The sequence below is a fragment of the Paenibacillus sanguinis 2301083 = DSM 16941 genome, assembly GCF_000374825.1.
Classification (GTDB): domain Bacteria; phylum Bacillota; class Bacilli; order Paenibacillales; family Paenibacillaceae; genus Fontibacillus; species Fontibacillus sanguinis.
In genome coordinates this window covers 28,737-47,833 of record NZ_KB895395.1, presented here as the reverse complement: position 1 = coordinate 47,833, position 19,097 = coordinate 28,737, and the positions used below count along the sequence as shown (strand labels likewise).

The window sequence follows — 19,097 nt, the reverse complement described above, 5'->3', positions numbered from 1 at the left end:
TGAGGAAGGGCTGTTCCTTACATCGTTCATATAGATGTTTCGAAACGTTTGAGTCCATGAAATACACCTCCAGCTTGCTATGCATTATGGTTCATTATACTCTTCACTAATGTCTTCACCTTGTCAGCGAATAAACGTTCGATACTGTAAAAAAAGAACTGCCCCGTTTTTCCCAGTACAGTTCTAAAAGTTTCATGCCTTGTTCACCTGCAGGCGACTAACTCCTCGCCTTAATGTCTGAATCATATAAGGTCATCCAGTCCGCCAACTGTTGCTTTAAAGTCTCCCTTGCTGAAGCCGGCTCTAAAATTTCCGCCTCCGGACCGTATTGCTGAATCCACATTAAAAATTCCTTTTCATTGTTGACAGTAACTTCAAAAAGCAGACCCCCGTCCTTCAAATCCTTCATCCAAGGCTGGACGAATAATTCCTCTTCCTTGATATAACGAGCCACATTCGGAGAGAACCGCACTTTGAACCGGGTATTTTTCTCGCCGCGATCAATCGACCAGGTGTTTTTCAAGTACTGCTTAAGATTAAAATCCCCCTTATCGAAGGTCTCCGTGGTAATCTCAACCTGCTGAAAACGGCTGATGCGGAAAGTACGAATTGCCTGCTTCAGATGACAATAGCCGATTAAATACAACCCTTGTTTGCGCGGAACGAGAAAATAGGGATCTACATTGCGTTCCGTTGTTTCGTCACGATATTGCGTATGGTAGATAGTATGCAGCGTTCTTTTCTCCAAAATCGCTTGAATCACCGGTTGCAAAAAATTAGGGCTTTCTTGGCGATAAGCCGGTGTCCCCATTTGAATAACATCCGCAATATCCTCAATGATGCTGTTTTGCTTTGATTTTTCCTTCAAATGCGTCCCCATCACCTTGTCATAGGCCGTGTCAAACCCGGGAGGCAACTTGTCCGTGTCCAAAACCGACGGCAATAAAGAAAAAGCAAGGGCCTCTTGCTCCGTAAAATTGAGCGGATACATAAAAAACTTGCCCATAAAGCGATAGCCCGTCCCACGTTTATCGTTAGTTATAGGAGCAATTAAATTTAATACATCCAAGTCCCGGTAGATCGTTCGAATATTAACGTTACATTTCAGCGCTAAATCGGCAGCAGAAATACCCGGATTAGCTTGAATAGCATTAATAATATTAAAAATACGGATGACTTTATCGATCATACGATTCTCCTAGGTAAATAGTTTTATTTTCCAATAATTATTAGTTTCTACATCGAAGAGGAATCTCCTTCCTGTCTTGCACTTTCCAAGCTTAGCAGATTTCTAGCATAACTTTTTATTGAATGAACATTCGGAAATCATAAAAAGCACTGTTGCCTCTCAATTGAGATCACAGTGCTTACAAGACAACACTTTCCACATGCATCAATGAGAATAGGAGCACGATTTCTCTAATCCGCTTATTCTGATTTTCTACAAATCTGCCACACAAGAAATATCATATTTTGACATAATTTCAGTTGGCATTCTCCATTTCTAAATATTCATTGCGTGCTTCAAGCTCTTTAATTCGAAGCTGGAGTTGTTCTTGTTCATTCAGTTCCTCTGGCTGTTTTTTACGACCTCGACGATCTTGCAAGGCTTCTTGTCCCATCGCTTTATATTTTTGCACCCAAGCATAGACCTGCTGGTAAGACACACTGTATTTCTTGATCGCTTGCTGATAATCTAAGTCATGGGCTATTGTGAATTGTACAATTTCAATCCGTTCTTCATAGGTGGTTCTACGTCCTTTATTCATACGAGCTATTCCTTTACGAGTAGGTTTGATTTCTTCTCTACAAGTATACTTGCTAATCCAATTCGATAAAACACTGTTACTGGAAATATGGTAGTGTTTTGTCGCTTCTCGTATCGAATAATGTCCTGATAACACAGACCGAATCGCAGCCTCCTTAAGATCTCGTGAGTATGTTTTGCAGACTCTGGATTCTTTTAATCCCTCACTTCCCTCTGCTTCATATTTCCTGATCCAATCTTTCACGATTTCTTTATCTACACCTAGTTGATTTGCTTCATAATGTGGATTCGAATTCTGCCTAAGACATTTTCTTACCACTTCTAATTTTATTTCTATTGAAATACGACTTTTTTTCGACATGACAAAAACTCCCATCCTTGTAGTAGTAGTTTTTGTTTTTTCTACTGTCTACTATGATGGGAGCATATCAGCGCCAAGGGAACGGGTTATTTTCAACAAAGTCTCTCTGGGAGGCTTCCCACCCAAAATGTTGTGCAGGGAGTCGGATGGCCGTCCGGCTCCTTATTCCTATCCTAATCATATCACGGGTGTTTCATTCAAGCAATTTTCCTCATAGACGATCCTGAGGATTCTCATACATCGTCTCTTTAACCGACTTTATTTTAAAAACGTATGACACTCCGTTCCTCAATCTTTCCCGTAGCCTGCTTATACACGTAATAAACCATCCGATCCAAGTTCACTAGGGCAAGTCCTCTTTCCTCAATCACTGAGTATGTATTTGAACCTAAGTCGCCATTCAGTCTTGCCCCATCAAAATGAATAATTTCAACAGGTGTATGCCCATGGATTACAGGTTTGGATTGGGTCAAGGATAACAGAGTTTCTTTTGGAATACTGTAAAATTCCAACTCCGAAATCCAAAGAATATCTCTACCCTGCTGATCAAGTGGCACGGATGGATTCAGTCCTGCATGAGTGAATACATAGTCTTCATCCTCATATAATAGCGGCAAGTTGCTTATCCATTCAATATACGCATTCATTTCTGCTTTGGAGAATGTCTTTTCGAAATCTTTCAGCGTCTCATGTCCATGACTCAGCCAAAACTTATCTCCACTCTGATAATAATCTCGCATCATCTCTTCATGGTTTCCAATTAACACTTGGACCTTCTCCGGATAATTATCGGACAGTTGCTTAATCGTCCTAACAACCTTGGCACTGTCTCTACCCCGATTTATCATATCTCCGCCAAAAACAAGCTGATCTCTACTGAAATCAATCTGAGCATGCTTCATCAAAAGCTCCATACCTTTGTAATCCCCGTGTATATCTGTCATAAAGAACCTCAAGACAACTTCCCCCATTGATAAATCAAAATTATCAAAGAAAAATAAATCTATTACTATCTGAAACAATTTCATAACTTCAAAGCCTTGATCTGTCAGGCTTTTTTAAGCATAGAAAAAGGAGAACCTCCCCAAATCTCGAAGTGTTAAGTACCAGCCAAACACAGAGATGAAAGAATGAACTACCTATGTCATATATACGACACGAGAGCTTGTTTACCCTGCTTATCAAATGGAACAAAAATCAAAGGCTGAACGTGAAGTTTGGGTCGCTCAAAAACAAGAAGAGAGCCAAAAGCCACTGTTCAAGAAAGAGACCGCTGCACAACCTAGCGAGCCCCTCCAGGTTCTAAGAGATGAAATGCCGATTGAGCCGCAGTGGGGAATCAAGAAAAATAGTGATGGAAAAAATGTCTTCTGGTATGGCTATAAAGATCATCTTGCCGTAGGGACCAAAAGTCAATATATCCTTGGGGCCCTGCTCTCTTCCGGGAATTTGAACGATGGTAAAGCCGCGATACCGCTTCTAAAAGGAGTGGCTTTGCAGTATCCGCATTTTCATTTCAACTATGCAACCATGGATGCAGGTTATGACTATGAGCCCATCTATAAGCAAGTTCGAGAAGTGAAGGCACATGCAGTTATCGCGTATAACCGTCGCCGAGAATCCAAAATTGTCAGATTTGACGAACACCTTGCCCCTACTTGTGTGAGAGAGTATTCGTACCGTTAACGACAGCTACGACTCGAAATATCAAAAGCTTAAATACGTTCGGCCGAACGAATGTGAGAACTGTCCATTAGCGAGATGAAGTTCACCCGTGATCTTCGAAAATATACCGCTCCGGCCCGCGGTTCAAAACGTTGGAAGGAGATTGCTAAAGAACGCCCTGCAGTCGAGAGAGTAAATGCTTACCTCAAGGAATTTTTTCAGTTGAACAATGTGAGGCATCGGACAGGACAAAAAGCAAAAGCACATTTCAACTTGGTAACGCTGGTTTACAATGGCACGAAGTTGGCATGTGATCGTCTAAATCGCCACTTACAAGAACAAGTATCATAATTTTCGAAAACAGTATTGCTCAAATTCGGTTAGTCTACGATTTAGTAACATCCTTAGTAAAAGGCACAAAGTGTTGAAAACAAAGGATTTCTAGGTATCTTTGCGTTGCATTCCTACTACTACCTCCACATGTGTCGTATGCGGAAACATATCCACCGGAGTCACCTCGATGGTAGCGTAGCCCCCGTCCTCCAGCACTCGCAAATCCCTGGCCAAGGTGGCCGGGTTGCAGCTCACGTACACGACGCGCCCCGGCTTCATCTCCAGAATGGTGTCCAGCAGGCGCGGGTCGCAGCCCTTGCGCGGAGGATCGACGACGATCACGTCGGCGGTGATGCCTTGCTCCTTCCAGGCCGGAATGACATCCTCCGAAGCTCCCACCTCAAAGGTCACATGGCTCATCGCGTTCAACTCGGCATTGATGCGGGCGTCCTCGATGGCTTCCTTGACGATTTCCACGCCGTACACTCGCTTGGCATGCTGTGCCAGAAAGAGGGAGATCGTGCCGATCCCGCAATAAGCGTCAATCACGGTTTCTTGCCCGGTGAGTCCGGCGTATTCTACCGTTTTTCCATATAATACTTCGGTCTGAACCGGATTCACTTGAAAAAAAGAACGCGCGGAAATAGCAAACTTCACCTCACCAATGTAATCATAGATCACTTCCCGGCCCCATAATACACGAGTAACCTCTCCGAAAATAACGTTTGTCTGCCGTGTGTTGATGTTCTGACAGATGCCCACTACTTGCGGCAGCTCCCGGTGAATCGCCGCAATCCACTCTGATTCCTGCGGAATATCCTTGCCATTGGTGACAAGGACAATCATCATCTCGCCCGTACTAAAACCAACTCGGACCACCACATGACGAAGCAGCCCGTGGCCCGTTTCTTCATCATAAGCGCTGATTCCCAAGCGGCGGGCGATGTCCTTCACCGTTCGCACCATCTCATCATTGCTTTCATGCTGGATGAGACACTTTTCCATGTCAACGATGCGATGGCTGCCGCGGGCGTAGAAGCCCCCGACAAATTCACCATTCATTTCACCTACAGGAACCTGTGCTTTATTGCGATAACGCCAAGGCTCAGCCATTCCCAGTGTGGGCAGAACCGTAACAGGTGTTGTTTGCTCTGTACCTGCAGCCGTTCCACTACCCTCTGCTACGCGCAGCTTGCCGATCCGCTCCAGCGCATCGATAACATGCTGCCGCTTCCAGGCAAGCTGTGCTTTATAGCTTAAATGCTGCAACTGGCAACCTCCGCATTTATCATAGATCGCACAGGGCGCGTCCACTCGGTTCGTACTTGGCTCAAGCAGCTCCAACAGCTTGGCATAGCCGTATTGCTTCTTGGTCTTTAAAACCTTCACTTTGGCCGCTTCCCCCGGTAAAGCCCCCGGCACGAACAAAGTATATCCCTCGGCCCGGCCCACGCCTTCTCCATCATGGTTCATGCTGATCATCTCAAGAATGACCTCGTCATTCTTGGCAACAGGTAGCCCTGCATCTATATGGTTATTGGCTGTACTGTTGACGGATGATTTCCCAGGTCGGTGTTGGGACCGTCGTCCATCGGATGAACCCTGTGCTTGACCGCGAGATGGAGCATGTGAGCGGCCTTGCCGCCCTTTGGAGCCCCCGGTTGTTTTACCGGAAGCTTTGTCTTTTCGTTGCTTAATCATGAAGTGCTCCTTTATCTATAACCTGTTATATTTTGCATTTACTCATTATGGTGGAATTAGTAATTACCATATTAGAATCAGCCAAAATGAGTTATTCCGTAATTATTAGAGTTGTGTCTGAAAATGATCAAATTATTTCTGAGATTATCCAATATGAAGAGGAGTTCTAGCTCTATGCCCATGATCAATGCCAAGTCATATGGGCTCAAGCAAATCAACTAGATGGAAATCCTCCATCTAATTTACCCACTTTGCTTCATTTTCGCAAAATAGATGGAAAACCTCCACTTAATTCGGCAACTCCCCCCTATTTTTGCCTAAAACGGCAAGATTAGAGGGACTTTTTCCAGCTAATTCACCTAAAATCCATCCACTCGCCAAAATAACTGGAGGAATTCCATATAAACTCTTATCTTCTCCCCTTTGTGCCCCTACACTTTCATTTTCCAACTATTGTCCATAACATACAGCTACCTTCGCTTATCCTAACCTTTAATCACTTTCCGTGCTATGCCTGATCTCTCCCGCCCTCTTGTTCACCAACACAAACATGCCAAATCCCCCACCCATCCGGTGAGGGACTGATCAAGTTCACAACAGGTATTGGCACGCTTGTACAGACAATTATGGACTAGATTGTCAGGCCAAGATTAGTCAAGTCACATCGGCTAGATTAGTCAGGTCAGATCAGGCTAAATTTGTCAGATCAAAGCAGATCAGGTCAGTCAGGCTAGTTTGGCTAAACTGGCCAAAGCTTGGGCTTCATCGGCTCTGACATTGATTATTCGGAGTCAGCCCGGAGGACCGGGTTCTCCTAAGCTTGGTCAGTCTGGACTTGATCAGTCCGAACTTGACTCTGGCAGTCCGGACTGGCCCCCTTCCCGCTTGAGCAGTCCGAACTTCCCCTGCCCTGCCCAGTCCAGACAAAGCTCGCCCTGCCCCACTAGCTCGCACTACAAAAGCGCTAACCCCTAAGCAAAAATATGCAAATGCTGCGGCAGCACCTCGAACACGCCAGGAAGCTCGCCGCCGAGCTCGCCGTCCAGATTGAGCTGCACTTGCCCTGGGGAGGTCACAGCCATCCGCGATGTCTTGAAATAAGCCACATGTGGATCATCCAGATGATCGCCCCGCAGGGCTAGTGTTACCAGGCGGATAAATTCCGCCAGATTGCATTTCTTCACCGCAATGACATCCAGCAATCCGTCATCGATACGCGCGTCGGGTGCCAGCTTCTCAAAACCGCCCACCGAATTGCTGTTAGCGATCAGGAACAGCATGAACTCGCCTTCGACGATATCGTAGCCTTCCGCATCAATGATTAATTGCGTTGGCGACAAACTGACCATCTTCTCGACACCCTTCGCGTAATAAGCCAACTGTCCAATCAGCGTCTTCAGCTTGCTGGGCACCTCATATGTCAATTCGGTCAGCGTACCGCCGCCCGCAATATTAATGAAATGGCGGCCATTAACCCTGCCGATGTCTATGGGTCTGGTTTTATTTTCGATGACCAGGTCGCAATAATCCTCCCAACGCCGGGGTATCCCCATCGCGCGGGCAAAATCGTTGGTCGTTCCCATGGGGAACACGCCAAGCGGAGGCAAGTTGTTAAGCCCCGCCATGCCGTTGACGACCTCATTCAGTGTGCCGTCTCCGCCGGCGGCAATGATGATGTCATAGCCGCGCTCCACGGCCCAGGCCGCTTCCCGCGTCGCATCGCCTTCCCCTGTTGTCGCATGGCATGAAGTCTCGATGCCGTGACGGTCCAGCCGCTCCAGCACATCCGGCAGCAAACGCCGAATTTCCTCTCTTCCCGAGGTTGGATTATAGATCAGCCTAGCTCTCTTCATAAGGTCAACGCCACCTGATTATCATAATGTAAACAACTTCATTATATTCAATATTTGCTGTGACATCCAGCGAGCAAGCAAGGGGTGGGGCAACAGGGACTCCCCGGCATAGCGATACCCCTCATGGCCCTCCAGCCTTCCCGGGATCGTTCTTTTTGTAAAATAACCCGAGCTCAGGAACAATGGCGCCACCAGTACCTCCATGTTCCGCTCCTTTGTCCAATACCTGACCTTCTCGCTTAGCGTGTCGGGAGACAAAAACGCTACATCAGCAGCAGCCAGACCACTAAGCTGTCCAGTCCGTTCAGCCAGAGAGGTAATCCCCCGCTCCCAGCGCTGCAAAAATGCAGTATGCCGACTTCCATGGCCAACGAGCAGCAGAACCTCCCGCTCAGGCTTGACCGATAGCGTCTTGACCTTATCCCACACCAGCTCCGCCACCAGAGGATCATCATCTACAGGATCGCCAAAAAGCACCCGAGCCGAAACACGAAGTCGCTTCATTTCGGTTTCCTTCTCCGGCGCCGCCTTTACACCAAGAGCATAGGCAATTTCATCGATATGTGTACTGCCTGAGGACACAAAGAAAGGTATGACGATCATGTCCGTCACCCCTTGCGCCTCCAGCGAGTTGATTCCATCTTGAATAAGACGCCCCGGTACCAATTCCAGATAAGAGCTGTAGACTGGAAGCTCTGCAGGCAGGTACGCCCTGGCCGCCTCTACCGCCTCATCCACAAGGGATACCCAGTAATGATCCGCTGAACCGTGACTGATCACCAGCACGCCAGGCTTACGAAGAACACCCAGACCGGAAGATATTTCTTCCAGTCTGGGATGCAGCTTGTCAGACACCATATCTGCCACCGTGCTTAACGGCCCAGACGGTCCAGGGCCATTTTGTATCCATCATTTCCGTAATTCAAGCAACGTTTCACCCGTGAGATCGTGGCCGTGCTGGCTCCCGTCTCCGCTTCAATCTGGTTGTAAGTATTGCCCTTGCCAAGCATCCGCGCTACCTCCAGACGCTGGGACAGAGACTGAATTTCATTGACAGTGCAAAGATCGTCAAAAAAAGTATAGCATTCCTCGATGTTTTTCAACGTTAAGATGGCCTCGAATAATTGGTCGATTGACTTGTCGTTTAATTTTTTCAGTTGCACTCCATAATCATCCCCTAGAATTACTGTAACCCATTCTCATTGTACCTGAGGGGCATACACATTTTCAAGCATTAACGGTTTCACGCATCACAGAAAGAACGCCCAAAATCCGCAAACGCCTACCATGACCGGGACATTCGTCCATACGCCAAGTCCACCGGGCACATACAGTATAGTGATAGAATCGCCTAATTATAAAAAAGGACAGTGATATTATGCCACAACATTACGATCCACGGCAAAGCCAACTGCCCCCGTCTTATCCATACAGCGAATACTACCCTGGGTTGAATCCTTATGAGATCAAAGCCCAATCCTCAGCACTCATGCCCTTCTCTTCCCCGTCACAAGGGCCCACGCCCGTCAGTCCGGTTACACCCAAGCCGGCAGCCTCCGGTAGTGGTCTGTCCCTGCCAAGTATTAGCGACTTGAAGGGGATGGTGGACCGGCTGGGGGGGATCGACGGGATCCTGGACAAAGTGGGTCAGGTCCAGAAGGTCATGCAAACCGTGCAGCAATTCGCTCCTATGGCGAAGATGTTTACTGCCTTCCTGCCTGGCAGCAAAAACAGCTCGGCCGGAAGCATGGATGAGTACCGCCCCCGGCGCCGCAAGTCCGGCAAGCGCAAAAAGAGCAGTTCAGGAGGCTCTGGCAACCGTAAGCGCAGTACATCCGGCAAAAAGAGCACCTCAGGCAAGTCCGGTAAATCAGGCAAACGCCGCCGTTAATTCGGCGGCGTTGCTGCTTGGGCCTGACGTTGCCGCCACCCGATTCAGAACCCGTGGTGCGCCCTCACAACTATCTTATATCAGCAGCCATAAATTGGAGGCCTGACAATTCAAAAAAGCCAATCTCCAAAGATTGGCTTTCTACGCTGCATTACCTAGAACAACAATTTATAAATTCCTCCGGCCATCAGGAATACAATCGGAATCGTAATGACCCAAGCAATGACAATTCGCCCCGCCATTGACCAACGTACAGCGGAGAAGCGTTTGGCAGAGCCGACGCCCAGAATTGCCGATGTAATCGCATGCGTAGTGCTGACCGGCAAGTGAAACAGCGTAGCTCCAAAGATAACGGTTGCCGCTGAGATATCCGAAGCGAAGCCATTGATCGGCTCGATTTTGAATATCTTGGTCCCCATCGTCTTGATAATTTTCCAGCCGCCGATCGACGTTCCTAGCGCCATCGCCGTAGCTGCCGAAAGCTTAACCCACAGCGGTACTTCCATATGATCCTGGAATCCGGCTGTAACCAAAGCAAACGTAATAATACCCATCGCCTTCTGCGCATCATTTGTACCATGCGTGAAGCTCTGCAATGCGGCCGTGAGAATTTGCATCGACCGGAAGCCTTTGTTGACCGAATGCGGACTGCGGCGTGCGAAGATCCATTTCAGAACCATCATCACGATGAAGCCTAGTCCAAAGGCCAGCAGTGGGGAAAAAATCAAACCTTCAATAATAGTTTTGAATCCGCTCCAGTTCAACTTCTCAGATCCGGCACCGACATATACCGCACCCGCCAGGGAGCCGATCAAGGCATGCGATGAGGATGAAGGAATCCCGAACCACCAGGTAATCAGATTCCAGATAATCGCCGCCAGCAACGTAGCGATAAGTATCTCCAGACCGTTATCCAGCTTCGCGGGATCAGCCACGCTGCCACCGATCGTCTTGGCGACACCGGTGAACATAATCGCACCCAAGAAGTTCATGACCGCTGCCATCATAATCGCCGTGCGCGGCTTCAATGCACGCGTCGACACTGAGGTTGCTATGGCGTTAGCCGTGTCATGAAACCCGTTGATGAAATCAAATGCCAGCGCCAAGAAGATAACGATTAAAATTATCAGTAAACTCGTATCCATAGCTCTTTTGCACAGATGGCCTTCTCTCTATGTGTAATCCGCGCAATTCCAACCTCCCGGGAATCGAATATAATGAAAGTTCTTAAGAATTACGCATGATGATGGACTCCAGCATGTTAGCGACTTTCTCACATGCGTCCGTCGTCGTTTCAAGCCGTTCATAGATTTCTTTCTTCTTGATCAGCTCGATCGGATCGGTAACCTTCATAAACAATTCCTTAATGCAAATTCGCAGCAATTCATCGCCCTGGTTCTCCAAGTCATTCAAGCGTATCGTATACTCGCGGATAGCCAGCAGCTTCTTCTGGGATAGCAAGTGAACCGCCTTCTGAATCTCATAAGCCGATGTACGCAAAATTTCAGCAAAACGGACAATGTATTCATCCGGCTCCGTCAAATGATACATAAAGAAACGCGATGTTGTGGCCTCAAGCCCGTCAATCACATCATCCAGCGCGGTGATTAAATGCATGATGTCATCACGCTCGATCGGTGTGATGAAAGTTTTGTTCAGTTCGACAATAATCGTATGCGTGTACTCATCACACTGGGATTCGAATTCCTTCATCCGTTTGGCGAAGGCTTCAACATCCTTGAATTCCGCTACCTGCTGCGTAAAATAATCAGCCGAATGCACAATCGCATCCGCCATGTTCTCCAACGTCTGGAAGAAAATATCTTTCTTTCTAACTCGCATCAGGTTCCCCCCCTTTTCTCGGTATAGGCTACTTCTGAAAAAAATTTTACATAGCCTTGACTATCTTATCACAACCTTTTAACACATAGTTAATATTGTCGCAAACATTTCACCTAATTTCGCAAACATTCCCCACAATAATTCCATAGTTATCCTTATATAACCACAATATCTCATTTTATCTATTTTTTCTGTTTACTCTGCCTTTACATGACTGTCGAAATCAGGCGCATTCGGCACGATATGAATATAAGTATTTCCGGGAACCATTGGCACTTCCTGGTTATCCTTAATAAACCGGATAATGTCGTTGTTTTCCCGAATCCATCGTGCACGGACCACTTGTCCTTGCTGGAACAATATGGCCTCTCCCCCCAAGGTCAGGCCAACCTGCAACCGTCCGATATCGTCCAGTACCCGATGGTCTGCTCCCATCACAACTACGTTTGCAGCGGTAAGCTGCTCTCCGCTCTCCAGATCGTTATGGGGCTTCTGATTGATTGACCGTTTATATACACCGGCGGCCGCGTCAAATTCATAGCCAACCCGGTAGCTGTCTAATTGAAATTTGATCTCTAGCGTATTCGCTTTTTCCAAACTGTCGGGCCCTTCTTTTTCCGGGTAAAATATGTAACCTGACGTGCGCTCCGCTTCCGTCTCGAAGCCACGCTTCACAGCCCCTTCCAGCAAGGTTGCCACATTGGAGTACAAGTTATGGGGAGCCTTCCGGGACTTGTCCCGCCAGAAGTAAGAGCCGGCATTCGTGATCTCATCCAAATCATCCTTGCGTTTGGCCTGCAGAATCGCGTAAGCGTCATTGCTGGCACCCGCATGCACCGTGACCGCATGATGGCTCTCCCCCAAATCGATCATATAAGGACGGATGCTGCGGATGGGACCAATTTTGACGTTGTCGGCCTTACTTTGGTATATCGATACCAGACGGGTAATTCCGCCTTCAGCCAGCACCTCGTATACCAGATCGGCATCGATCAAGCCTGACTGTGGGCGGGCCGCAGGGGCATTGTTAATCATGATGGCCAGCGGACGCTGAGTGATTGGAACTTCCGAAGGCATTCCCGTCAGCGGAGCGATATAGGCAGGAGCCGAAGGCTCCACAGTTTCCTCAGATCCATACGGTTCAATCACCGGGGGAGGTGCAATTCCCTCTGCGGGAAGGGCCGTTTGACCTGCGTCTCCGCAGGCAGATAGCAAGATCAAGCAGAACAGCAGCAATATGGAAATAAGCTTGGATAATTTCAAAATGCGATTCCTCCGTTATTCCTGAATTTTCTACCATTGAATAACCTCTATTATACGTTGATTCGGCTTGCTCAGGGAAGACAAAGACCGAAGGGTTCAACACAACAGCCCTCTATATAACATACAAAAGCGCAGAGCCCGCACATACGGGTTCTGCGCTTATTTAGCAAGCTTAGTGGGCAACTATTCTCCGCCAAACCGCCAGCAATTCAGACTTAAGCTGCCTAATTGATAATCCTGAAACAGCTTGACTGCCCGGCGTTCATTATCGGCCGCGCCCATAGCATACAATAACGGTACAAAATGCTCCTTCCCATAAGAGGGAACTGCCATCCGCAAATGCGGGGCCTTGCGTTCATAGTCAAATAACGTCTGCAAATTCCAGCTTTGCAGTTGTTCACCGATCCAGTCGTCGAATTCGACCGCCCAATTAGCTGGTCCATCCGCCTTGCTGTCAAGCAAGCGCAAATTGTGCACCAGTCCACCGCTAGCGATGACCAGAATATTGCGGTGCCGCAGCTCACACAGCATTTTGCCGATAGCATATTGCTCCTCTGGCGCTCGCTTGGAATCTACCGACAAGGCGATGACCGGAATGTTGGCTTCCGGAAACATCAGCCGCAAGATGATCCAAGCTCCGTGGTCAAGTCCTCTTCCCTCCGAACGTTTGTAAGGCAGGTTGTGGTTCTGAAATATCGCTCCCACTTCTTCACTTAGCTCCGGGTTACCCGGTGCGGGATAATCGATCGTGTACATTTCATCCGGAAATCCGTAATAATCATGCATCGTCGTATGCTGTGCATCCGACGTTAGCCATTGGATCGGTGAGTCCCAATGAGCTGTGAACACCACGATGGCTCTGGGCGGCTTCAGCGTCTCTTGTCCCAATCGCCGGAGAAAATCGGTATAATCGTTTTGTTCAATAGCTAAAGTAGGTGATCCATGTGCGACAAACAATGCAGGCTGAGACATCACTCTCAAACCTCCCTACACCAGTATGGTTACACCTCCATTGTATCCTTTCAGAAAGTATTTTACCACTTTCATATGATCTGGGCAGGGTTCATCTTCTAAATCATCCAATTCTGCCATTCCACCTGAGCCGCCTCCAGCCCCCCCAGCCATTCCTTCGTCTTGCGGATCAGTTGTTGCTGATGCTCGCCCGTGGAAAACGTATGATTGGCCTGGAAAATAATATCCTTGTCGCAACGGCCTTCTGAACGCAACCAAAATACCTTCTGATACAAGAAAGCATAATCTGCCGGAATATCATCATCCGAGGTGCCATGCACAACCAGCACATCACCTGTAAATTTAGAAGCCTCCTGGAACGGCTGGAATTCGCCAAGGGAATCGAAATAGGCTTTAGTCAGCCCGTAGCCCAGATAATCGGCGATACCCTGCTTGACCGCCTGGTCATATACCTTCCGTCCAGTGATCTTCACAATATCACTGTAAGGGTATCCTACAGAGGCCCACAGTACCAGATTCTTAACCCGACGATCGCGGATCGCCGTTAGCAGGGCAATGGCTCCGCCCAGGCTATGTCCAATCAGGGCTACTCGGGTAGGGTCGATATCAAATGCCCCCAAGCTATAATCCAGCACGGCCCGAGTCTGGGCAATCAGTGACTCTATACCGTGTTCTCCGTAGCTGCCGCTGCTCTCTCCGCAGCCCAGATAGTCAAAGCGAACCACAAGATATCCATCCGCAGCCAAATCACGGGCCGTCTTGAGAAACAATCGGTCTACCCCGATTCGGTTGCCTACGAATCCGTGGCAGATAATGACGAGTGGAGCGCGTTGGCAGCGTCCCTCCTGCTTGCTTTGGAGAGGATAATGAATACTGGCCGCAATTTCCTCACTGGCATGCTTAATAATCATTTGTCTTTCCATATTGGCGCTTCCCCCTATCTGTTTCCTAACAGGAACTTTATTTAATTAATTCCGATGTGTTTAATATGATTTATGAAATGATCTTATCATTGCCGGTTGTCGGGTGTCAATCGGCTCCTTGCAGACAAGGTAAAACTTGCAGTATACTACGAGGGATAATCAGACCGGAAGGAGAACGCCTAATCATGAATTCGCAAAAGATGACCGGCGAATTGAAGCCGCTTTATCGGCAAATGAATCCGGATAACCAAGCTTATTTTAACCAAATGCTCGAATTTATCTACTCCGATGCCAACCCTTTGCCCGTAGCAAAAGGCGAGGAACTCCTGGTTGACCTGGCTCGGCAGGTGGTTCATAGCCAAAGCAAGGGAGTGTCTGCAGCAGATTTGTTCGGAGACGATCCAAATGCCTACTGTGAACAATTAGTTGATGATATGTCAAGGGGGAAACCTCGTACTCTGGGGGCCAAGATTCGCTATTATATTATGATCCCATGGGTGGCCTTGACCTGGATTTTCTTTATTTACATGATCACCGGCTTCTTCAGCAAATGGTTCAGCGGCAGCATGGACTACGTGGTAATCAGCAGTTCTTCTCTGCTCATTATGGCCGGCTTGTCCATCGTTCTTATTGAATTGGTGACCCGATTCCTTGCCAATCCCGGCAGAACAGAGCAGGAGAGTACCCAAGCTGGGGATTCTGCCAATAGAGTCCCCCATCGTCCCGCCGCACGCAGCTTCAATCTTCGCTCCTTTGGCCTTTATATCGGGATTGCGGTTGGCGTCATTCTCATCGGGGCACTACTTAACCGGATCATGCCGTCGTTCACTGTATCGCCCTGGGACAGCCTTATCATCTTTGTCGTTGGCCTGGCAGGACAATTTTTTTTCTTCAGCCGCCGGTCCAAATTATAATCACAGCATATCAAAAGGGGGCACTGCAGCCATGTACGGCTTGCCGCCCCCTTTTACTTACTCGTTGCTCATTGCATGAACTGGTGTCGGAGCCTTAATCTTGTCAATGACGATAATTCCGTCATACTGCTCCTTCGGGATAAACCGCATTACATTCGGCAGAACCTGTTCAGAGGTCATGCCGTCCTCGGAAGCATAAATCGGCCGGAACATCCAGGCATTTCGCTTTTCCTTCACTTTATGCTTACTCAAATCAATAAAGGAATTTGCGTAACCGCTTTGCATGATCAGGTGCTCAAGGCTTCCTTCTATCGCAGGCTTGATCGTAAAAGGCTTTTGTGAAGTGATCGTCACGGATGAGCCGCGATTCATGTAAAGTCCGATCACATACATTTTATCCTTCAGCTTCCGGTACGTCAGTTCGCCCATGCTCGTAAAGCTATAAATCCATTTACCGTCTTCCTTCACCCGCATTTTCGAGGTGTTTTTGGCCAGATGGTCATTGTGGGCCCATAAAATTACCTTTTTCCCCGGATACAGCGTCTGCATCACCCATTCCAGATTTTGTGTCATCAACTCATCCCGGGAAGAATAGGCATCCTTTGCCTCCTCCAGCCCGCTCTCCAGAAAAGCGACATGGTCGCTCAAGGATTTCAGAAAAATATCATCGATATGAGGCTGATTGGGATAAAAGGCTGCTAGTTCGGTACGGTGCTGCTCGACATACTTGATGACTTCATTATATTGAGGCACATATTTGTCGATCACAGCCTGCATTTCATTTTTGTAAGCCGGATCTTTGGCGAAAAGCTCGTATTTATCAAGAACTTCGTACCAATCCGTGATCGCTTGCAATTCCATCTGAAAAAAAGCTTTTCCCTTATTTAAGTCCAGCTTCGCAATTCCCTCGCCAATAAACTGGGTCAAATAAAAGCTCGTAAACTGATTGTCATACCCCGCCAGGTACAGTGGTTTGTCGCCCTTTCCCTGCTCTTTGATATAGTCGAACAGCTCCAAGGTTTCCTTGGAATGCCAGATCGGAAAGATCGAAGCGCCCATCATCGCCTCCGGGGTAAGGGAATCCCGCGTCTCGAATACGGCCGCCGCATCCCCCATCCCCGATTCAAAAGCGATCACGTCAAAATCCATCTCTTCGTGCAAAAATTTGATCAGCCTGGTTTTTATACTGCTGTATTCGGCCACCTGGTGAAAATTTTCCCCGAGGCTGACGACGGTTTTGTCCTTCAACAGCGGCTTTAGAAAGGCAAGATCGCTGTAATCCTCTGACTCCAGCGACGATAGCTGCTGGACGTTTTTCTTCAGCCATTCCATCTGACTCTGATCAATTGCGGCCAAAGCGTTGACGGGCGCCAACACGATGGAGCAGACCAGTACCAACGATAGCATCACTCCGGTCACTCCGGTCAGTTTATTGAACCCCATCTTCATATTTACCCTGTCTCCTAAGTTAAGTTTTCTAGATTTCCACTTTCCGGTTAATCAAATATACGGTTGCGAAGAACATCAGCCCCACAAAGGCTGTTTGGAATAAGGCAGGGCCCAGGCAATAAAAACCCTAGAAGTGAACGATGCACTTATCCCTCCCGTTGAACTCGATTCGATAAGCAATTTTTTCACCACGCTTCTATATTTGTACCCGTCTCTTGAGTAAATAGCTCATCATCCAGACAAACAAACAGACGACAACAAATTCAAAGAGGAACGGCCCCCAAGTCAGGACGGCTTCAATGGTCACTGCCCCCGATTCGGATTCAAGGACACCGGACATGAAGCCTGAAGTATCTTCGCTAAAGAACACATCCTCGACCCAGAACAGAACATACTGAATAATAAAGAAGGAAAGAATAGCTATCCAGATTCCGGCTTTGCCCCGAATGCTTACGCTGGCCCCGATCAGCATGGAGACAAAGATTACTATAATCAGCAAAGTATATAACCATACAATTTGTCCAACAACTAATAACCAGTCACCCAGAACAAGGGAGTTCACTACTTGTTCTAATCCAAAAGGGTAATCCGAGAATTGAAAATACAGTCCACCATGAATGGCCATGATCCCCAGAAGCACGATTAGAACGAGCCAGCTTAGCAAAAGGGGAGAAAGTATCGTCCATACCGGGTGAACCGGCAATAAACGCCAATGATAAGCTCTGATGTTGTAGCTAAATGTCTTGGAGACCGTGACAATCATAATCATCACTGCCGCCACATACATCATGATGCTCAGCGCTACAGTCCCGGCGTCTATCCAGTTGCCATAATGCCCTACAGTCGCAACAACAATTTGAGCAACAATAAGTACGAAGAATACGCTCAGTAAAGTATTGGCATTCCGTTTCCATTCGTATTTCAATAGCATCATCATTCTGCAAACACCTCTTTGAACATGTCGTCAACGCTTTTGCCGTATTTAATCCTCAGGTTCTCCACTTCCTCCTGCATCACTACTTCTCCATCGCGGATGAAGACAACCTCGTCAAATATCCGTTCAATGTCCCGCACCAGGTGCGTAGAGATCACGAGACTTGCGTCCTCATTATAGAACTCCACAATGGCGTCCAGGATCTTGCCTCTGGCTACGGGGTCTACACCGCCAATCGGCTCATCCAGCAAATACAGTCTGGCATTTCTCGATAACGTCAGGGTCAATTGCAACCGTTCATTCATCCCTTTGGACAAGGCACTGATTCGGTCATTTGCCCGCAATCCCATGAAATCAAGCATCATCCGAGCCTTCTGCTGGTCAAAATCGGCATAAAAATCCTGATAGAAGCTGATGGCATCACGCACCTTCATCCAGGATTCCGTTAACGGGCGGTCCGGCATGAAAGACACTAGCGACCTCGTTCCCAGGCCCACTGGCATACCGCTGACCAGGATTTGCCCCTGTGTAGGATGGATCAGCCCAGCGACCGCCTTCATCAGTGTGCTTTTCCCGCTGCCGTTCGTGCCGAGCAATCCGATAATCTTGCCTGGGTTCAGGTTCAGTGAAACCTGATGCAGAGCTATCTTCCCCCCGTAAGTCTTTGATACTTCACGTACTTCCAGCAATGGATTCATTTGAGTTCCCCTTTCTGCTGCGGTTCTTTCGTCTTCACGGCTTCACTAACGATCGTAGCGATATCTTGACTGGAGAAGCCAAGCTCCTGCATGCCACCGATGAAACGGTCCAGCAAATCTCCCGCCATTTCTTTTTTGATACTCATAATTTTCCCTTCCTCACTCGTCACGTATCTGCCCAGCCCACGTTTTGTTTCCACAACAGCTTCACGCTCCAATTCCTGAAAAGTCCGTTGCACCGTATTCGGATTAATTTGCAGCTCGGCTGCAAGCTCGCGTACCGAAGGAATTTTATCGCCGGCCTTCAGTTTGCCAGTCACGATCTCGCGCTTTAAATAATTCATGATTTGTAAATAAATTGGTAAGTTATTGTCAAATTCAATGCTCATGATTCCGTGTGCTCCTTTCCGCCGTATGCCGCAGAACTGCGAGCGGGCAGATGCTCACAGTTAAGAGCAACTTCATTTTCACTACGCAGTATCCTTTTTTTGGAATATAATAAATCCGGCTCCTGTTCATCTGTGATTAAT

General features: G+C 47.8%; 18 protein-coding genes and 1 pseudogene. 3 read left to right on the top strand and 16 right to left on the bottom strand.

Going from position 1 to position 19,097, the window contains the following annotated elements:
- Positions 1 to 217 precede the first annotated feature (217 nt).
- From C557_RS0120460 to C557_RS0120450, 3 genes are all read right to left on the bottom strand, one after another.
- Positions 218 to 1,189, bottom strand: a complete 972-nt coding sequence (locus C557_RS0120460; RefSeq protein ID WP_018753724.1) for a helix-turn-helix transcriptional regulator — start codon at positions 1,187 to 1,189, stop codon at positions 218 to 220.
- Between the two features lie 295 nt (positions 1,190 to 1,484).
- Positions 1,485 to 2,129, bottom strand: a complete 645-nt coding sequence (locus C557_RS23870; protein WP_018753723.1) for a helix-turn-helix domain-containing protein — start codon at positions 2,127 to 2,129, stop codon at positions 1,485 to 1,487.
- A 263-nt stretch (positions 2,130 to 2,392) separates the two neighbouring features.
- On the bottom strand, positions 2,393 to 3,157 hold the full coding sequence (locus tag C557_RS0120450) for a metallophosphoesterase family protein (RefSeq protein ID WP_240472998.1): 765 nt from the start codon (positions 3,155 to 3,157) through the stop codon (positions 2,393 to 2,395).
- A 163-nt stretch (positions 3,158 to 3,320) separates the two neighbouring features.
- Between C557_RS0120450 and C557_RS25520 the strand changes: the two are divergent.
- Positions 3,321 to 4,145: pseudogene (locus tag C557_RS25520) on the top strand (transposase); the annotation flags it as partial.
- Positions 4,146 to 4,235: 90 nt separating this feature from the next.
- Here C557_RS25520 and rlmD read toward each other — a convergent pair.
- The 4 genes from rlmD to C557_RS0120425 all read right to left on the bottom strand — a co-directional run bounded on the left by rlmD (position 4,236) and on the right by C557_RS0120425 (position 8,844).
- The gene (rlmD, locus tag C557_RS0120440; protein WP_018753720.1) at positions 4,236 to 5,828 is read right to left on the bottom strand and encodes a 23S rRNA (uracil(1939)-C(5))-methyltransferase RlmD; all 1,593 of its coding nucleotides are present in this window, start codon (positions 5,826 to 5,828) and stop codon (positions 4,236 to 4,238) included.
- Between the two features lie 971 nt (positions 5,829 to 6,799).
- Positions 6,800 to 7,681, bottom strand: coding sequence for a diacylglycerol kinase (locus tag C557_RS0120435; RefSeq protein WP_018753719.1), 882 nt, complete (start codon positions 7,679 to 7,681; stop codon positions 6,800 to 6,802).
- 21 nt (positions 7,682 to 7,702) lie between these two features.
- Positions 7,703 to 8,539: a sirohydrochlorin chelatase gene (locus C557_RS0120430; protein WP_018753718.1), complete on the bottom strand. Its 837-nt coding sequence runs from the start codon at positions 8,537 to 8,539 to the stop codon at positions 7,703 to 7,705.
- A 14-nt stretch (positions 8,540 to 8,553) separates the two neighbouring features.
- Positions 8,554 to 8,844, bottom strand: coding sequence for a YerC/YecD family TrpR-related protein (locus C557_RS0120425; RefSeq protein ID WP_018753717.1), 291 nt, complete (start codon positions 8,842 to 8,844; stop codon positions 8,554 to 8,556).
- 215 nt (positions 8,845 to 9,059) lie between these two features.
- Between C557_RS0120425 and C557_RS0120420 the strand changes: the two genes are divergently transcribed.
- Positions 9,060 to 9,572, top strand: coding sequence for a hypothetical protein (locus C557_RS0120420; RefSeq protein ID WP_018753716.1), 513 nt, complete (start codon positions 9,060 to 9,062; stop codon positions 9,570 to 9,572).
- A 155-nt stretch (positions 9,573 to 9,727) separates the two neighbouring features.
- On the opposite strand, the gene C557_RS0120415 is transcribed toward C557_RS0120420, so the two are convergent.
- From C557_RS0120415 to C557_RS0120395, 5 genes are all read right to left on the bottom strand, one after another.
- The gene (locus C557_RS0120415) at positions 9,728 to 10,717 is read right to left on the bottom strand and encodes an inorganic phosphate transporter (RefSeq protein WP_018753715.1); all 990 of its coding nucleotides are present in this window, start codon (positions 10,715 to 10,717) and stop codon (positions 9,728 to 9,730) included.
- 82 nt (positions 10,718 to 10,799) lie between these two features.
- Positions 10,800 to 11,414: a DUF47 domain-containing protein gene (locus C557_RS0120410; protein ID WP_018753714.1), complete on the bottom strand. Its 615-nt coding sequence runs from the start codon at positions 11,412 to 11,414 to the stop codon at positions 10,800 to 10,802.
- Between the two features lie 195 nt (positions 11,415 to 11,609).
- On the bottom strand, positions 11,610 to 12,677 hold the full coding sequence (locus C557_RS0120405) for a DUF3048 domain-containing protein (RefSeq protein WP_018753713.1): 1,068 nt from the start codon (positions 12,675 to 12,677) through the stop codon (positions 11,610 to 11,612).
- 183 nt (positions 12,678 to 12,860) lie between these two features.
- Positions 12,861 to 13,649 (bottom strand): DODA-type extradiol aromatic ring-opening family dioxygenase, encoded by a 789-nt coding sequence (locus C557_RS0120400; protein ID WP_018753712.1) that lies wholly within the window; start codon positions 13,647 to 13,649, stop codon positions 12,861 to 12,863.
- Between the two features lie 98 nt (positions 13,650 to 13,747).
- Entirely contained in the window at positions 13,748 to 14,572 is an 825-nt protein-coding gene (locus C557_RS0120395; protein ID WP_018753711.1) for an alpha/beta hydrolase family protein, read from the bottom strand.
- A gap of 185 nt (positions 14,573 to 14,757) precedes the next feature.
- Between C557_RS0120395 and C557_RS0120390 the strand changes: the two genes are divergently transcribed.
- Positions 14,758 to 15,486, top strand: coding sequence for a hypothetical protein (locus C557_RS0120390; RefSeq protein ID WP_018753710.1), 729 nt, complete (start codon positions 14,758 to 14,760; stop codon positions 15,484 to 15,486).
- Between the two features lie 57 nt (positions 15,487 to 15,543).
- Here the strand turns inward: C557_RS0120390 and C557_RS0120385 are convergent, their stop codons facing one another.
- The 4 genes from C557_RS0120385 to C557_RS0120370 form a co-directional block, all read right to left on the bottom strand.
- Positions 15,544 to 16,935 (bottom strand): erythromycin esterase family protein, encoded by a 1,392-nt coding sequence (locus C557_RS0120385; RefSeq protein WP_018753709.1) that lies wholly within the window; start codon positions 16,933 to 16,935, stop codon positions 15,544 to 15,546.
- A gap of 196 nt (positions 16,936 to 17,131) precedes the next feature.
- Entirely contained in the window at positions 17,132 to 17,872 is a 741-nt protein-coding gene (locus C557_RS0120380) for a hypothetical protein (RefSeq protein WP_018753708.1), read from the bottom strand.
- Positions 17,869 to 18,567, bottom strand: a complete 699-nt coding sequence (locus tag C557_RS0120375) for an ABC transporter ATP-binding protein (protein ID WP_018753707.1) — start codon at positions 18,565 to 18,567, stop codon at positions 17,869 to 17,871. Before C557_RS0120375 ends, C557_RS0120380 begins: the two co-directional genes overlap by 4 nt.
- Positions 18,564 to 18,956, bottom strand: a complete 393-nt coding sequence (locus C557_RS0120370) for a GntR family transcriptional regulator (RefSeq protein ID WP_018753706.1) — start codon at positions 18,954 to 18,956, stop codon at positions 18,564 to 18,566. Before C557_RS0120370 ends, C557_RS0120375 begins: the two co-directional genes overlap by 4 nt.
- Positions 18,957 to 19,097: the final 141 nt, after the last annotated feature.

Excerpts from the sequence above, each read along its gene's own strand:
- C557_RS0120395 (WP_018753711.1), bottom strand. The coding sequence starts at position 14,572 with ATGGAAAGACAAATGATTATTAAGCATGCCAGTGAGGAAATTGCGGCC.
- C557_RS0120385 (WP_018753709.1), bottom strand. The coding sequence starts at position 16,935 with ATGAAGATGGGGTTCAATAAACTGACCGGAGTGACCGGAGTGATGCTA.
- C557_RS0120420 (WP_018753716.1), top strand. The coding sequence starts at position 9,060 with ATGCCACAACATTACGATCCACGGCAAAGCCAACTGCCCCCGTCTTAT.
- C557_RS0120375 (WP_018753707.1), bottom strand. The coding sequence starts at position 18,567 with ATGAATCCATTGCTGGAAGTACGTGAAGTATCAAAGACTTACGGGGGG.
- C557_RS23870 (WP_018753723.1), bottom strand. The coding sequence starts at position 2,129 with ATGTCGAAAAAAAGTCGTATTTCAATAGAAATAAAATTAGAAGTGGTA.
- C557_RS0120460 (WP_018753724.1), bottom strand. The coding sequence starts at position 1,189 with ATGATCGATAAAGTCATCCGTATTTTTAATATTATTAATGCTATTCAA.
- C557_RS0120450 (WP_240472998.1), bottom strand. The coding sequence starts at position 3,157 with ATGAAATTGTTTCAGATAGTAATAGATTTATTTTTCTTTGATAATTTT.
- C557_RS0120435 (WP_018753719.1), bottom strand. The coding sequence starts at position 7,681 with ATGAAGAGAGCTAGGCTGATCTATAATCCAACCTCGGGAAGAGAGGAA.
- C557_RS0120415 (WP_018753715.1), bottom strand. The coding sequence starts at position 10,717 with ATGGATACGAGTTTACTGATAATTTTAATCGTTATCTTCTTGGCGCTG.
- C557_RS0120390 (WP_018753710.1), top strand. The coding sequence starts at position 14,758 with ATGAATTCGCAAAAGATGACCGGCGAATTGAAGCCGCTTTATCGGCAA.
- C557_RS0120370 (WP_018753706.1), bottom strand. The coding sequence starts at position 18,956 with ATGAGCATTGAATTTGACAATAACTTACCAATTTATTTACAAATCATG.
- C557_RS0120430 (WP_018753718.1), bottom strand. The coding sequence starts at position 8,539 with ATGGTGTCTGACAAGCTGCATCCCAGACTGGAAGAAATATCTTCCGGT.
- C557_RS0120400 (WP_018753712.1), bottom strand. The coding sequence starts at position 13,649 with ATGTCTCAGCCTGCATTGTTTGTCGCACATGGATCACCTACTTTAGCT.
- C557_RS0120380 (WP_018753708.1), bottom strand. The coding sequence starts at position 17,872 with ATGATGATGCTATTGAAATACGAATGGAAACGGAATGCCAATACTTTA.
- rlmD (WP_018753720.1), bottom strand. The coding sequence starts at position 5,828 with ATGATTAAGCAACGAAAAGACAAAGCTTCCGGTAAAACAACCGGGGGC.
- C557_RS0120410 (WP_018753714.1), bottom strand. The coding sequence starts at position 11,414 with ATGCGAGTTAGAAAGAAAGATATTTTCTTCCAGACGTTGGAGAACATG.